Annotated in this window: 12 protein-coding genes, 2 tRNA genes and 1 pseudogene; 14 read left to right on the plus strand and 1 reads right to left on the minus strand. The window is 49.1% G+C overall.

Annotation, left to right across the window (positions count from 1 at the left end; translation table 11 throughout):
- Positions 1–2: 2 nt before the first annotated feature.
- On the plus strand, positions 3–1,265 hold the full coding sequence (locus HMPREF9439_RS09750; RefSeq protein ID WP_008864713.1) for an amidase family protein: 1,263 nt from the start codon (positions 3–5) through the stop codon (positions 1,263–1,265).
- Between the two features lie 114 nt (positions 1,266–1,379).
- Here HMPREF9439_RS09750 and HMPREF9439_RS09755 read toward each other — a convergent pair whose 3' ends face one another.
- A complete protein-coding gene (locus HMPREF9439_RS09755; protein WP_244862435.1) occupies positions 1,380–2,360 on the minus strand; it encodes an NAD-dependent epimerase/dehydratase family protein in 981 nt (326 codons plus the stop codon).
- A 376-nt stretch (positions 2,361–2,736) separates the two neighbouring features.
- On the opposite strand from HMPREF9439_RS09755, the gene HMPREF9439_RS09760 reads away from it, so the two are divergent.
- From HMPREF9439_RS09760 to HMPREF9439_RS09820, 13 genes and pseudogenes are all read left to right on the plus strand, one after another.
- Entirely contained in the window at positions 2,737–3,480 is a 744-nt protein-coding gene (locus tag HMPREF9439_RS09760; RefSeq protein ID WP_008864716.1) for an SIMPL domain-containing protein, read from the plus strand.
- A 123-nt stretch (positions 3,481–3,603) separates the two neighbouring features.
- Positions 3,604–4,254, plus strand: a pseudogene (locus HMPREF9439_RS09765) (phosphatidylserine decarboxylase); the annotation flags it as partial.
- Positions 4,255–4,405: 151 nt separating this feature from the next.
- Complete coding sequence (pssA, locus tag HMPREF9439_RS09770; protein WP_008864718.1) at positions 4,406–5,284, plus strand: CDP-diacylglycerol--serine O-phosphatidyltransferase; 879 nt, start codon at positions 4,406–4,408, stop codon at positions 5,282–5,284.
- Positions 5,285–5,607: 323 nt separating this feature from the next.
- Positions 5,608–7,167 carry a 2-isopropylmalate synthase gene (locus HMPREF9439_RS09775; RefSeq protein ID WP_008864719.1) on the plus strand — a complete coding sequence of 520 codons (1,560 nt, stop codon included), beginning with the start codon at positions 5,608–5,610 and terminating at the stop codon, positions 7,165–7,167.
- A 65-nt stretch (positions 7,168–7,232) separates the two neighbouring features.
- Entirely contained in the window at positions 7,233–7,658 is a 426-nt protein-coding gene (locus HMPREF9439_RS09780; protein ID WP_008864720.1) for a TfoX/Sxy family protein, read from the plus strand.
- A 130-nt stretch (positions 7,659–7,788) separates the two neighbouring features.
- Positions 7,789–8,058, plus strand: a complete 270-nt coding sequence (rpsO, locus tag HMPREF9439_RS09785; RefSeq protein WP_008811161.1) for a 30S ribosomal protein S15 — start codon at positions 7,789–7,791, stop codon at positions 8,056–8,058.
- 191 nt (positions 8,059–8,249) lie between these two features.
- Positions 8,250–10,418 carry a polyribonucleotide nucleotidyltransferase gene (gene pnp / locus HMPREF9439_RS09790; RefSeq protein WP_369976578.1) on the plus strand — a complete coding sequence of 723 codons (2,169 nt, stop codon included), beginning with the start codon at positions 8,250–8,252 and terminating at the stop codon, positions 10,416–10,418.
- A 155-nt stretch (positions 10,419–10,573) separates the two neighbouring features.
- Positions 10,574–11,773, plus strand: a complete 1,200-nt coding sequence (gene hydE, locus HMPREF9439_RS09795) for a [FeFe] hydrogenase H-cluster radical SAM maturase HydE (RefSeq protein ID WP_008864724.1) — start codon at positions 10,574–10,576, stop codon at positions 11,771–11,773.
- Between the two features lie 55 nt (positions 11,774–11,828).
- On the plus strand, positions 11,829–12,596 hold the full coding sequence (gene tpiA / locus HMPREF9439_RS09800; protein WP_008864725.1) for a triose-phosphate isomerase: 768 nt from the start codon (positions 11,829–11,831) through the stop codon (positions 12,594–12,596).
- A gap of 19 nt (positions 12,597–12,615) precedes the next feature.
- Positions 12,616–12,993, plus strand: a complete 378-nt coding sequence (secG, locus tag HMPREF9439_RS09805; protein WP_008864726.1) for a preprotein translocase subunit SecG — start codon at positions 12,616–12,618, stop codon at positions 12,991–12,993.
- Between the two features lie 56 nt (positions 12,994–13,049).
- A tRNA-Leu gene (locus HMPREF9439_RS09810) sits at positions 13,050–13,134 on the plus strand.
- A gap of 11 nt (positions 13,135–13,145) precedes the next feature.
- Positions 13,146–13,230, plus strand: a tRNA-Leu gene (locus HMPREF9439_RS09815).
- Between the two features lie 183 nt (positions 13,231–13,413).
- Positions 13,414–14,211: a Fic family protein gene (locus HMPREF9439_RS09820; protein ID WP_217176406.1), complete on the plus strand. Its 798-nt coding sequence runs from the start codon at positions 13,414–13,416 to the stop codon at positions 14,209–14,211.
- The last annotated feature ends 431 nt before the right edge of the window (positions 14,212–14,642 follow it).

The raw sequence follows: 14,642 nt of genomic DNA on the forward strand, positions 1-14,642 counted from the left end.
CCATGGCATTAAAAGACTCCTTTTTCTTTGAGCGTTCTTTTACGGCGCAGGAAATGGCAGAGAGGATCCAAGAATTTAATCCGGTATTAAAAGCCGTCAGGGACTGGAGGGCGCCGAACAAGGAAAGAGAGCTGCATGTCCTCGTTAAAAATAACATTGGATTGGAAGGTTTCTACACTTCGGCAGGCTCGAAGTTTTTTGAAAACCTGAAACTCGACGACGCCTTCTGCGTCCGCTTATTGAAAAAGCACCAAGTTGACGTCTTCGGAACGACTCATATGACGGAATTGGCTGGTTTTGTCACCACAACCAATCCCAACAGAGGTTATTCATTCCTCGGCGGTTTCCCGAAAAATCCTATATCGGACACACCTCCCGGCGGTTCCAGTACAGGATCCGCTATCGCCGTAAAGGCAGGCTTTTGCGATGCCGCTCTCGGGACGGAGACTCGAGGAAGCGTCATGAAGCCGGGCTTAGCCTGTGAGGTCCTGGCCTTTAAACCGTCTCGGGGATCCATTTCGCGGCAAGGAATTATTCCGCTTTCAAGTCTATTAGACAGCCCCGGCATATTCGCACGCAATATGCAGGTGTTAAGAAAAATTTATTCGTTTGTTTCTTCCCCTGATCCCGAAGATAAACTTTCGGTGAAGTTCCATTCGACAAAGCAGAAATACAGGCAGACCGAGGAGGTAAATTCCTGCCGAATCGGAATAATCGTCACTCATAAAACCCTCAGTAGTGATATTTTGAAAGTACAAAACCTGTTGGAAAAAAGAGGTCTGCAGACAGTCATAATTCCGGTGACAGAGACGGACTTTTGTTATAAAAAGATTTCGTCTTTGGATTTTTTGAAAAGCATGAATGCTTTTATTAAGACAAACCGCTCTCAGCTTCAAGTCGAAGATGTTTATGAATTGATTCAAAACTATCGGCAAGACAGAGAAGCAAGTCCTTTTGGTATGGATCGATTGGAGGACGCTCTTAAGTTCAAAGAACTCAACGACAAGGAACTGGAAGATTTTGCAGCTAGCAGCATAAGAAGAGCTGAAGACCAAATAGAAAGTCTTTGCCGAGAATTTGACTGCGGTTTTCTTCTTTCATCGGATTTCGAGGACTGGTGGTCAATAAGCGGAGGCCCAAGCATTGTTGTTCCTTTGGTGGATAAATCCTGTAAGCAAGCTGTTATGCCCGTCATGGCGGGAACGCGCTTTGGCGCTGATGAAAAGCTGCTGGAACTTGCAGAATACTTAGCTGAAGATAAATAGAAAGAAATATCTCATAGCAGCCAGACTTTTGAAAAATCAAACACCTAGGGCATTCTTGAAAAGTCTTAGCACCGCATAAGACTTTTCAGGAAGGTTGTTATGTCTGTTTTTCAGCTATGCAATTTTGAGAACGGTTTCCGGATTCTGCCACAAGTAGAAGAAACGGGTCCTGGACTGGTTGTACCAGCGAGGATTATTGAGGTACCAGCTTACTGTCTTCTTGAGTCCCTCCTTAAGGGAGGTTTTGCTTGGCAGACCGAGAGGGGCAAGCGTTGACTCGTCTTTGGAAATATCCGATGTAATCGGAGCTGTCTCCACCTCTTCGATTAGAGCCTGATAACGGCCGACGGGCGGAGGAAGCGCTTCATTCAGGCTCTCGCAGATCACATCGGCTGCTTCTAAATTAGACATAGAAGGCGTGGCAGCTCCTAAATGGTAGTGGCCGCTGATTTTTCCGCTCTTTTCAACCAGGACGATTGCGTCAACGACATCCTTGACGTAAACAAGGTCAGAGACTTTTTCTTCCGAGTTGACCACCGGAATCGTTTCGCCCTCAATCGCACGATAGATAATCATCGAGATCGGGCTGTCAGGCTGCTGGAACGGTCCGAATGCCGGGGGAACCAACAGGCTGCTGATCGGAAGTCCTTCCGAAGCATAGTCATCTAATAATTTAAGCAGGCCTGAGTACATCTTGGCGTAGGAGCCTAGAAGTTTGTAATGCTCGGAGACAACAACGACAATCTTGTGAAGCTTGGCATCAGACATGCCTTTGCTCCAATCAACGACGGTATCAAAGAATGTACGGAAGTTGTCCAGGCTCGAGTCTACTTGGGGATTTTTTGGTGTAATGCAGAAATAAATCGTGTCGGCAGCAGCCATGAGCAGAGCCTGGCGTATTTCCTCGGGATTGGAAATATCGCAGCGGGCAAAGCTGTGACGGCTTTGCTGCATAAGCTCGGCAACATTGAGCAAATTTCCGAGACCGGAAAGATTGTCAAAATTGAAGACTTGCTGTCCGTCTTCAATGAGCTGATAAACGAGGTTGGTCCCAATAAAGCCGGCACCACCAAAAACTGCTGAACGATTGCTCACTTTTTTCTCCTTATTTGTAATTTTAAGTGGGCTCCCCACATTCGCAATTGGTATTTGTCAGTTAGGCTTGACCCTAACTGAAGGGAAATTAAACGGTATTTGTTCGTTTTATTGAACATTTCGGGATTTCCCTTAAACCATACAAATCAAAAAAACATTGTTCAGAAACCCCTCTGCTTTCTGAGAGGCGAATCTAAAAAATCTCAATCTCAGACAAGAAGGTCGAAGAAAAACACCCAAGGTTACACTATTTTTGCTTGCTAAAACCCGCATTCGGTAAAGGAGACGGTTTCCGCTAATGAGCATGGCCGTCACAATGAGAATCCCGGCTGTGATAGTGTGACGGGATCTTAATTGTTTCTTTCGGAAATCAACAATGTTTAGAAAGATTATGGTTGCTACTGTTTTAGCCGCTGCCGCCATGGGCGCCAATGCTGAGGACTTTTATCTCAAACCCGCGCCTAAAGGCATGGAAATGAATCTGCCGGTGACTGTTCAAAAGAGTTTTCCTAATGACAAGGCCCGCATCGTTTTTTCTGCGATGTTCGAGGCTAAGGACTTAGCGACGGCACAAAGTGAAGTCAATAAGACGATGGCCGATGCCCAGAAGGCAGTTAAAGATTTTTCTTCTCTTGCTCAGATCCGCAACGGCGGTTACTACACCCAGCCCATCTATACGAATCCGAAAAAAGGAGAGGCCCCGGTCATCTCCGGATGGCGTGCTCGTCAGAACATCATTGTCGAGACGGAAGATGTCAACGGCGTTGCCTCTTTAGTCCAGGTCGGTCAGCAGGCCAAGCTTGCCCTGGAAAATGTTTCTTACTCACTGAGCGATGAAGCTAAAGCGGCTGCTCAGGATCAGCTCTCAAAGGATGTCATTGAAGCCCTAAATAAGAAAGCCGAATCTATTGCCGTGGCCATGAAGGTCGCGCCGGACGCCTTACGCATTGAAAAACTCAATTTCAACTCCTTTGATGCTCCCGACGGAGCCGTCTTTGCAGCACGTTCAATGGGCGTAAATACTGCTTTTAAGAGTGTCGAGACCCCGGTTTTTGAAGCCGGCACATCTAATATGTCGATGTCCGTGACCGCCGTTTTAAAGACTGAGGCCGCCGAATAGCTCTTCAGTATTCACGGCTCGAAACGTATTAATCCATAGAAATTTGTCTAAAATAGGCCGTTAAAAGGGGAGGGCTGTCCGCCTTCTCCTTTCCGAAAAATAAACCTATTAAGGAGAAAAGGTTTGAAATCAAATTCTTCATATCCCATCCTGGCTAAAGAAGGTTGGGGAATCATCGGCGCCGCGATTTTTATTACGCTCTTGGTCTGGTGGCTGATCGGAGGGTTCATTTCCTTCATTTTCTTTGTTCTTTTGGTCTTTGTGATCCAGTTCTTCCGTGATCCTCCCCGAGCGATCAGCCAGACGCCGCACAGCGTTCTCTCCGGCGCAGACGGCAGAATCTGCAAAGTTCAAAAAGTCGAGAACCCTTACACCGGCAAGGAAGAAATTCTTATTTCGACCTTCATGAATGTCTTCAACATCCACTCCAACCGCAGTCCGATCGACGGTACGGTGGAAGCGATTTATTACAAGCCCGGCAGGTTCTTAAACGCCGACTTGGATAAGGCCAGTTCTGAAAACGAACGCAATGCCGTCATTATTAAGTCCGACGAAGGCCCCGTGATCACTTGTGTCCAGATCGCCGGATTAATCGCACGCCGAATCATCTGTCATCTCCATATCGGCCAGGAAGTTACCCGCGGTGAACGCTTCGGCTTCATCCGTTTCGGTTCCCGAGTTGATATTTACGTTCCCTTGAACTCCGAAGTTCTGGTTTTTGTCGGTCAGAAAGTTCGTGCAGCCGATACCGTGCTTGCGCTTTTGAATCCTCAGGAAGAAGAACCTGAAGTCCGGACTGAAGTTCCTGCCGTTGAAGCCGTCGAAGTGACTGATGCTGCTCCCGCTGACGCTGCTCCTGCCCTAGAACAGAAACCGACAGAAGAAAAGACTCAGCAGCAGGCTTAATAAGAAGGAGAACGCTTAAATGCCCTTACAGCGAGACAAAGCTAAACAGTTCCATACCCGTCGGAATTTCCGTCCCCATCCGCGTGTGACGCCGAAGGCAATTGTTCGCGAACGCATCGATACCGTTCGTAAGAAGGGGATTTATCTTCTTCCGAACTTGTTTACGCTTTCGAGTTTGTTCTCCGGCTTCTATGCCGTCATCATCGCGATGGCCGGTGACTTTGAAAAAGCCGCCATCGCCATCTTCGTATCCATGATTCTGGACGGATGCGACGGTCGAGTCGCTCGTTTGACTCACACCCAGAGTTCCTTCGGCGTTCAGTTTGACTCCTTGGCGGATATGTGTGCCTTCGGTATGGCGCCGGCTATGGTGGTTTATCAATGGGCGCTTCATGACCTTGGCCGCTTAGGCTGGGCGGCTGCGTTTGTTTACTGCGCCGGAGCGGCACTTCGTTTGGCTCGCTTTAACGCGAACGTGGACGTGGTTGACAAAGGCTTCTTCCAGGGTCTTCCTTCCCCTGCGGCTGCTGCGCTTGTGGCAGGTTTTGTCTGGCTTGCCGTGGATCAGAGAATGCCGGTTAACAGCGACTGGCTGCCTTGGCTGGCCATGGTCATTACGGTGTATGCCGGTCTAACCATGGTTTGCAACGCACCTTTCTACTCCGGCAAGAGCTTTCACTACAGTAAGAGCGTACCTTTCTGGGTCTTGATTGCAGCGGTGATCCTTCTGTTTGTTCTCTCAACTGATCCGGCGCTCATGGTCTTCATCCTTTTCTGCTTGTATGCACTGTCCGGTTTTGCTTACCAGTTTTATCTCTGGTACACAGGTCAGCCGAACCCGGTGATTCCTCATCGCACAGAAGTTGAATTGGACGAGCCTGCAGATCAGGTTAAGTAATCTAATTAGCGTACCTATAAACCCGAGCTCGACTCGGGTTTTTTTAACGAAATCCGTGGAATTCCTCGGATTTCGTTAAAAATTTTGACCATAATTTATTTTCCACAGTGTGAGCTTTCAGACCCCAAGCAAACTAAAATTGGGAGCAGATATCACTCGAAAAAAAGCGTAACTCGTCAGATGCTTTCGGGGATTCAGCCGGAGGTTCCGGCATGGAAAATGCGTTTATGCGAAAGTATCGCTGTCTATAGGTAAGGCAGCGAGCTTTACGCCGCTTTTGGGTGAGGCTCAGATCTCAACAATTTTTGTGACCAGATAGAACAATGACAACTGCAAGAGACAAGCTTTTTATTTTCGATACAACCCTTCGTGACGGAGAACAAAGCCCGGGCGCAAGCATGAGCCCGCAGGACAAACTCCGTATCGCCAAGCAGCTTGAATTCCTGGGTGTTGATGTGATTGAGGCAGGTTTTGCTGCTGCCTCGCCCGGAGACTTTGAATCCATCTGCGCGATCTCCAAGGTAATTCGTAACTCTACGGTTTGTTCGCTTGCCCGGGCAAATCCTTCCGATGTGAGAAAAGCCGGAGAGGCCATTGCCGCAGCCCCGAGACGCCGTATCCATACGTTCATTGCGACTTCTCCCCTTCACATGGAAAAGAAGCTCAATATGACGCCGGAGCAGGTCATCTCCCGTGCCGTTGAAGCGATTTGCATCGCAAAGGAATACACCGACGACATCGAATTTTCCTGCGAAGATGCTTCTCGCTCCCAGCCCGAGTTCTTGTATCGCATCATTGAGGCGGCAATTCGAGAAGGCGCAACGACGATCAATATTCCGGATACTGTCGGATATGCTGTTCCGTCCGAGTTCGGCGCCTTTGTTCGCGATCTGCGGGAACACGTCTATAACTCTGATCAGGCTGTTTGGTCCGTTCACTGCCATAACGACCTCGGACTTGCCGTAGCCAACTCTTTGTCCGGCGTGATCCACGGCGGCGCTCGCCAGATCGAATGCTCTATCAACGGTCTTGGCGAAAGAGCCGGCAACTGCGCTTTAGAAGAAGTCGTCATGGCGGTTAAGACCCGAAATGACTTCTTTAAGCTCGGTGTCGACATCAACACGCGTCAGCTTGTTCCGACTTCTAAGCTCGTTTCTTCCGTGACCGGTTTCCCGATCCAGCCGAACAAAGCTGTGGTCGGTTCCAATGCCTTCTCGCATGCTTCCGGCATTCATCAGGACGGCGTGATCAAACACCGCGAAACCTACGAAATCATGACCGCGGAAGATGTCGGCTGGACAAGCAATCGTATGGTTCTCGGCAAGCTTTCCGGAAGAAGTGCTTTCCGCCAGCGTGTTCGTGAGCTTGGCATTCCGACAAAGAGTGAAGCCGAGATCGATGACGCCTTTGCACGATTCAAAGATTTGGCAGATAGAAAAGTCCAGATCTTTGACGAAGATATTCAGTCTCTCTTCGATGCGAAGAATATCCAGCCTCAGGAAATTTCCTTCGTTTCTCTGAAACAGGAAAGCCAGACGGGCAAGACACCGGTTGCTGAAGTGACCTATATGGATCACGGAGAACAAAGGGTGGGGCGTGCCGAAGGCAACGGCCCTGTCGACGCAACATTCCAGGCTATTGAAAGCTGTGCCAAGAGCGGAGCAGAACTTTTGCTCTTCTCGATTAACGCTCTGACCAAGGGTGCCGAAGCTCAAGGCGAAGTGACGGTTCGCTTGTCTGTCGGCGGCCGAGTCGTTAATGGCAACGGATCGGACCCCGATGTGCTGGCGGCTTCCGCTAAGGCCTACTTAGACGCCTTGAATAAGCTGGCTAAAGTTGAAGAGCGCAAGAATCCTCAGTTCGATCATGAGCCGACTCCGTAAGAGCTGACTTACGAGTAGATTGACAGACGGGCGCTTCGGCGCCCGTCGCTGTAAGGAGAAACACAATGGCTTCAGACGCAGAAATGGCTTCCTATATTGCGGACATGCTCAATCCTTTGGGAGAGGTTCGGATTAAGAGAATGTTCGGAGAATACTGTTTCTACGTGAATGAGAAACCCGTCGGCTTTTTGTGCGATAACGAAGTTCTCGTTAAGACGAATGCAGAAATGAGAACCCTGTATCCTGAGATGCCGCAAAAGCTGCTTTTTGACGGAGCGGTCAATCCGATGTGGCTGATTGACAACCCGGACGATCGAGAAGCCGTCGAACGATACTTCGGTATTGCGGTAAAGATGCTCCCGGCACCCAAACCGAAGAAGCCGAGAGCGTTAAGGAAGCCCGCAAAAACACGAAAGTATCGGGACGGAGAAGGGTCGCCGTTGAATGATCCTGCCGTAATGGGCGACGAAACGACAGAAAACAGTGACTAAAAGTTAAGGATCTGATGGAAAACGAGGAGAAGGATTGATTTTTTAGATATAATCTCGACTCGTTTTAAACACGCTCCGGCGTATTTTCCGTCGGAGTCGCTCGTAACGCCGAAAGGCAAAGGAAAATAAAATGGCACAGACTACTGCTCAAAAAGCTGAAATCATCGAGAAGTTCGCTCAGTCCAAGGGTGATACCGGATCTCCTCAGGTTCAGGTTGCACTTCTGACAGCTCGTATCAACGAACTCACAGAGCACTTCAAAGTTAACCCGAAAGACCACCACAGCCGTCGCGGTCTTTTGAAGATGGTTTCCCGCCGTCGTAAGCTCCTTGACTACCTCAAGGGTCGTGACCTCGCAGCTTACAAGGCTTTGATCGAAGCCCTCAACCTGCGTAAGTAATCTTACCGGCATACCGATGAGCAGCGGTCCGCGGTTTTGTTACCGTTGACCGCTGTGTTTGTTTTTACAGATAAGAATTTTTTAAACCGGAACGTACGCGCGTTGCTGTATGTACGTAAGGCGGTGAGGACCGCCGAGTCGTAGATACCGCAATGTGCAGTTCCAAACATAAGGAAAAGAACGACATGACGATGTTCAATAAAGTAGTCAAGTCCTTTAAGTACGGCGATCACAACGTCCGTCTTGAAACCGGCGAAATCGCTCGCCAGGCCTCCGGCGCCGTGATCTGCGACATGGACGACACTGTCGTATTAGCCACTGTTGTTGCAAAGAAAGAAATTAAACCGGGTCAGGATTTCTTCCCTCTGACCGTTGATTACATTGAAAAGACTTACGCTGCCGGCCGTATTCCGGGAGGCTTCTTCAAGCGTGAAGGCCGTCCGAGCGAAAAAGAAACGCTCACTTCCCGCCTGATCGACCGTCCGATTCGTCCGCTGTTCCCGGAAGGTTTCTTCAATGAAGTTCAGATCATTATTCACGTCCTTTCCGTGAACCCCGAAGTTGATCCGGACATTCCTTCCATGATCGCAGCATCTGCAGCTCTGGCTGTTTCCGGCGTGCCATTTAACGGCCCGATCGCTGCTGCCCGCGTCGGCTACATTAACAACGAATATGTTCTGTGCCCGAACCTTTCTCAGATGAAAGATTCCAAGCTCGACCTCGTTGTTGCCGGTACGGAACGTGCCGTTCTGATGGTTGAATCCGAAGCCGATCAGCTCTCTGAAGAAGTCATGCTCGGCGCCGTGATGTTCGGCCACGAAAAAATGCAGGTTGTTATCGAAGCCATCGACGAACTCGTTGAAGAAGCCGGTAAACCGCTGTGGGATTGGGCTCCTGCAGAACGCAATCAGCAGCTTGTTGCGCTCATCAATCAGATCGTCGGCAACCGTATTCATGAAGCTTACGAGCATCGCAGCAAACAGGACCGCAACGAATGCCTGCGCGCGATCTATGACGACGTCAACGAAAAAGTTAACGCTGCTGTTGAAGTCGGCGAACTCGCTGAAATCGGTGAAAACGAAGTCGCAAACATACTCTTCGAAATGGAAGCTGCCCACGTCCGCGGCAAGATCCTTTCCGGCGAACCGCGTATCGACGGCCGCGACACTCGCACTGTTCGTCCGATCGAAATCCGTACCGGTGTTCTTCCGCGCGCTCACGGCTCTGCGCTCTTCACCCGTGGTGAAACACAGGCTCTTGTTGTCACAACTCTTGGCACGAAACAGGACGAACAGATCGTTGACGGTCTGACCGGTGAACAGCGTGAACGCTTCATGCTCCACTACAACATGCCTCCGTTTGCTACCGGTGAAACCGGCCGCGTCGGCTCTCCGAAGAGACGCGAAATCGGTCATGGCCGTCTGGCTAAACGCGCTCTAACTGCCGTTCTGCCGAACGAAGAAGATTTCCAGTACACCATGCGTGTGGTTTCCGAAATCTGCGAATCCAACGGTTCTTCCTCTATGGCGAGCGTCTGCGGCGGCTGCTTGTCTCTGCTGGATGCCGGCGTGCCTCTGAAAGACTTCGTGGCCGGTGTTGCCATGGGCCTGATCAAGGAAGGCAATAAGTTTGCCGTTCTGACCGATATTCTTGGTGACGAAGACCACCTCGGGGACATGGACTTCAAGGTTGCCGGTACCGATCACGGCGTGACTGCTCTGCAGATGGATATCAAGATTGAAGGCATCAGCAAAGAAATCATGCAGGTGGCTTTGGCTCAGGCGAAGGAAGGCCGCATGCACATCCTCGGCAAGATGCATGAAGCAGTTGAGGGTCCGAAGACCGAACTTTCTCCGTATGCTCCGCGTCTGGTTTCCTTTAAGATTAATCCGGATAAGATCCGTGACGTGATCGGTAAGGGCGGCGCTGTGATTCGTGCCTTAACTGAAGAAACCGGAACACAGATCAACATCGAAGACGACGGCACCGTCACGATTGCTTCCGTTGACGAAGCTGCCGGTGCAGAAGCCCGTCGCCGTGTTGAAGAGCTTGCCGCCACCGTTGAAGTCGGCAAGGTATACGAAGGTAAAGTTCAGAGACTGCTCGATTTCGGCGCCATTGTTCAGGTTCTGCCGGGCCGCGACGGTCTGCTGCATATCAGCCAGATCGCTCACGAACGCGTCAATCAGGTCAGCGACTATCTCAAGGAAGGTCAGACCGTTCGCGTGAAGGTTCTTGAGATTGATGACAAGGATCGTATTCGTCTTTCCATGAAAGCTTTAATTGAAAAGCCCGAACACAAGGAAAAGAAGGAAGAAACTGGTCAGCAGGAAGGCAATCCTGACATCATCAAAGGCTAATTTCCTTTGATTCTGATTTAGCAAATTGACAGGACCGGCGGCAAAAACCGTCGGTTTTGTCTTTCAATTTGTTTCGAAAACCTGTAATGACTGCTTCAGATGTCTTTGCCATAATGCAGCGATTCACTGATGCACTGTGACAATAAAAAATAGTAATGAAATTGAATGGAAACTCCCTCGATGAAGTACTGAAGAAGGAAGCTTTATCCGATGAGGATATCGTGTTCCTGCTCGGCCTGACGGAACCTGAAGACTGCAAGAAGCTTCAGGAAGCTGCTTATAAGAAGACAACCGAGCTTATGGGGAATAAGGTTTATTACCGCGGCCTCATTGAAGTCTCTAACGTTTGCACGGTTGACTGCCGTTACTGCGGCATCCGTAAAGATAATCATGGCGTTCATCGTTATACGCTCTCGAAAGAGGAAATCTTGGAGGCGGCGATGTTTGCTGCTGAAAACGGTTACGGAAGCATTTGCCTTCAGGCCGGAGAGCGTAATGATCCTAAGTTTGTCTCATTTATTTCAGATTGTTTGCGTGAGATTCATCGAAAGACAGTTTCAGAAAGTCTTCCGAACAGCCTCGGGATCACATTAAGTCTCGGAGACCAGACAAAGGAGGTCTATGAAGAATGGGCGGAGGCCAGCGGCAACCGACAGAATCTTCGATATCTTGCTCGCTTTGAAAGCTCGAACCAAGAGCTCTTTGACTTTCTTCATAACGTTCTGCACAAAAAGTCCAAACAGCTTGAACATCGCCTGCAGTGCCTTCAATGGCTTAAAGAGTGCGGTTATCAAGTCGGCACAGGCGTGATGATCGGCATTCCGGGACAGAAATTGGAAGACTTATGTTCGGATATTCGTTTGTACCAGAAGCTCGAAGCTGACATGATCGGAATGGGCCCTTATCTGATGAGCGAGGGCGGGGACCTGAAGTCCCTCGGACAGACGGAAAACAAGAAGCTTTTCCAGCTTTCTTTAAACATGATTGCGGTGACGCGTTTGGTGATGGGCAATATCAATATTGCGGCGGCGACTGCGATGCAGGTTCTTGATCCTCAGGGCCGAGAAACCGCCATTTCTTACGGCGCCAATGTCGTGATGCCGAATCTGACTCCGTTGCAATATCGCGAAGGGTATCAGCTGTACGACAAGAAGCCAGGACTCAAGGATGATCCGGAAACGTTCGGTCTGAAGCTGGAAGAACGCATTCAATCGAAAGGCAGAGAGGTCGGCTGGAATCTTTCCGGATCGTCGAGAAAGTGGCTCAACCGCACCGGCAATTCACAGGAAGGCTACGACGGCAAAAAGGGTGCCGGCGAGCAGTTCGTGGTGTGGATTAAATCCTCCGAGTCGTAAAACTACGAGTAAAATTCGGTATTTAGTTTCTACAACAGAGTATTGGAGTTATCTGATGCGCAGAAGTTTGGTGATTGCCAATTGGAAGATGAACGGCTCGGTCGATTTCATTGACCAATGGACGAACGTTTTCACAACTTTTTCTCCCGTGAGCACCGAATTAGCCGTGTGTCCGCCTTTTGTCTACATTCGCTATCTCCAGCAGAAATTTCTGACAAGCGCACTCGATATCAATGTCGGTGCGCAGGACTGTTCCGTTCACGAATCCGGTGCTTTTACAGGAGAGGTGAGCGCAGGGATGCTAGCTGACGTTAAATGTCCCTGGGTTATTGTCGGACATTCGGAGAGAAGACAGTATCACGGCGAGACGAATGAAATCGTTGCGGCAAAAGCCAAGATTGCCATCGAACACGGACTGCGTCCGATCGTCTGCGTCGGTGAAACTCTGGAAGAGCGTGAAAGCGGACGGACAAGCGACGTTGTGATCGGACAGCTCAATGCCGTTCTCGATGCGATCGGACCGGAAGCCTTGGTTACCGGAGCGGTGGCATACGAGCCTGTTTGGGCCATCGGAACGGGCAAAACCGCCACGCCTCAGCAAGCTCAATTAGTTCACGCCGAACTGAGGGATAGTGTAGAATCTCGGGATTCTCAAGCTGCTTCCGCGCTCAGAATTATTTACGGCGGATCCGTCAAGCCGTCCAATGCGGCAGAGCTTTTTGCCTGCAATGACATTGACGGAGGCCTGGTCGGCGGAGCTTCTTTGAAAGCTGCGGATTTTTATGCCATTGCCCAGGCCGCCAGCGGAATAGGGCTGATTTAATAACTGGATACAATTTATTATGCATTTGTTGATTACGGTTGCGGTTGTTCTGCAGGTGATTTCTGCAGTTGCAATCATTGTTTTAGTGCTGCTTCAGCACGGTAAAGGCGCCGACATGGGCGCAGCCTTCGGCGGCGGTGCCTCCGGTTCTCTTTTCGGAGCCACGGGAAGCGCTAACTTCCTTTCCCGTTCTACTGCTGTTGCTTCTACCATTTTCTTCTGCGCTACTTTAGCGCTGACCTTCGGCGGTCAGGTTCGTAAGGCTCCTGCTGCAGGCGGCGTTCTGTCTACTGTTACGACTGAACAGAAGGCTCCGGCTCAGCCTGCATCCCCGGCTCCTTCGACTAATACTAGTGATTCCACTAATAAGCCTGCACAAAATCAAATTCCGAGGTAGAATATCGTCTTTCGGTTCTGACGAAGACGGAAACGAAAGAAAAAGTTGATAAACAAGCCGTCGTGGTGAAATTGGTAGACACGCCATCTTGAGGGGGTGGTGACGAAAGTCGTGTGAGTTCGAGTCTCACCGACGGCACCAAAAATTTAAATGCCTTCGTGGTGAAATTGGTAGACACGCCATCTTGAGGGGGTGGTGACGAAAGTCGTATGAGTTCGAGTCTCATCGAAGGCACCAAGATTTGAAAGCCTGATTAACGTTGAGTTGTCAGGCTTTTTTCCTTTTCGGTTTTCTTCTTGCCGCTTACCGGTCCGATTGTGAAAGACGAACGGTCGGGCGAGTTGCGATTTGGGCGATTCTAGAGCGATACTCCCGCTTACTTTCAAATCGGGCAACTCCATACTCATGAAAAGCGAACTGATGGATACATTGTCGGAGCATGACCGGCTCGGAATTGCGCAACAGTTTGATTATTCGAAATTTTCGCTCTATTTACTCATCACACAATCAACCGCGATTGAAGGTTCGACCGTTACTGAAGTCGAGAATCAGCTCTTTTTTGATGAAGGGATTCTGCCTAAGAAGCGCAACCTATCTGAAGTGTTAATGAATCTGGACCTGCACAATGCTTATCAGCTGAGCATTCGGTTTGCTAAACAGCACAGAGACTACTCTCTTGGGTTGCTTAGGGAAATCAGTGCTGTGGTGCTAAAGAATACAGGAAGCAGCTATAACACCGCATTGGGAACTTTTGATTCTTCAAAAGGCGACTTTAGAAAGGTCAATGTCAGCGCCGGTTCTTCAGGCAAGTCTTATATCAATTTCTCAAAAGTCGAAGACCGGCTGGAGAAGTGGTGTTCTGAGGTCAACGAGAAACGTAATGAACTGTTGAAATCCGGAGACATTTACGGCAAGTACCTTTTTACCTTTGAGTCTCATCTTGACTTACTAACAATTCATCCGTGGGTTGACGGCAACGGCCGGACCGCCAGGCTCGTGATGAATCAGCTTCAGTTTGAATTAGGTTTGGTTCCGGCAAAGATACTCAAAGAAGACAAAGCCGATTACATTGATGCACTTATCAAAGCGAGAGAACATCATGATCCGTCGATATTTTCGTCATTTATGATGGCTTCGCACATTAGAAATTTGCAAGCCGAGATTAGAGAGTTTAAAAAATCTCAGGAAGTTACTTATGATCAGATGTTCTTCTCTTGATCTACTCGGGTTCATGACGCTTAAAATTGAAATACGCTATCGGCTAATTTGGACAGACGAGATTCCGCTGCCATTTTCAGATTTTCTGCATTGACAGTTCCTTTTTTCAACACCGGAGTAGAAGTGAAAGCTAAAGCAAAAGTTTTGGACGTTCTTCATTTGACAGGTAGAACTGCATCAACGGATCCTTTCTGAAAAAGAGTTCAAAGAGCTTTTGCGTCAGTTGAAGGAAGGCGAAAAAGATCCGAAGATTCTTTCAGCAAGACAAAAGTTGGAGAACCTCAAAACCTTATGGGAAAATTGAGCCACTCTGAACTCTGAACTTTATGCGCAATAGTAAGAACTGAGAAAATGAAAATCAAATAACTTACTTTCTTACAGTAAAATCTAAGGTCTGATAACTGAAATTTTGCGCTTCTAGATCTTCATTA

It is taken from the genome of Parasutterella excrementihominis YIT 11859 (assembly GCF_000205025.1).
GTDB classification, from domain to species: domain Bacteria; phylum Pseudomonadota; class Gammaproteobacteria; order Burkholderiales; family Burkholderiaceae_F; genus Parasutterella; species Parasutterella excrementihominis.

Bases quoted from the DNA above. Each gene is read 5' to 3' on its own strand.
- HMPREF9439_RS09750 (WP_008864713.1), top strand. From the start codon at position 3: ATGGCATTAAAAGACTCCTTTTTCTTTGAGCGTTCTTTTACGGCGCAG.
- HMPREF9439_RS09760 (WP_008864716.1), top strand. From the start codon at position 2,737: ATGTTTAGAAAGATTATGGTTGCTACTGTTTTAGCCGCTGCCGCCATG.
- pssA (WP_008864718.1), top strand. From the start codon at position 4,406: ATGCCCTTACAGCGAGACAAAGCTAAACAGTTCCATACCCGTCGGAAT.
- HMPREF9439_RS09775 (WP_008864719.1), top strand. From the start codon at position 5,608: ATGACAACTGCAAGAGACAAGCTTTTTATTTTCGATACAACCCTTCGT.
- HMPREF9439_RS09780 (WP_008864720.1), top strand. From the start codon at position 7,233: ATGGCTTCAGACGCAGAAATGGCTTCCTATATTGCGGACATGCTCAAT.
- rpsO (WP_008811161.1), top strand. From the start codon at position 7,789: ATGGCACAGACTACTGCTCAAAAAGCTGAAATCATCGAGAAGTTCGCT.
- pnp (WP_369976578.1), top strand. From the start codon at position 8,250: ATGTTCAATAAAGTAGTCAAGTCCTTTAAGTACGGCGATCACAACGTC.
- hydE (WP_008864724.1), top strand. From the start codon at position 10,574: ATGAAATTGAATGGAAACTCCCTCGATGAAGTACTGAAGAAGGAAGCT.
- tpiA (WP_008864725.1), top strand. From the start codon at position 11,829: ATGCGCAGAAGTTTGGTGATTGCCAATTGGAAGATGAACGGCTCGGTC.
- secG (WP_008864726.1), top strand. From the start codon at position 12,616: ATGCATTTGTTGATTACGGTTGCGGTTGTTCTGCAGGTGATTTCTGCA.
- HMPREF9439_RS09820 (WP_217176406.1), top strand. From the start codon at position 13,414: ATGGATACATTGTCGGAGCATGACCGGCTCGGAATTGCGCAACAGTTT.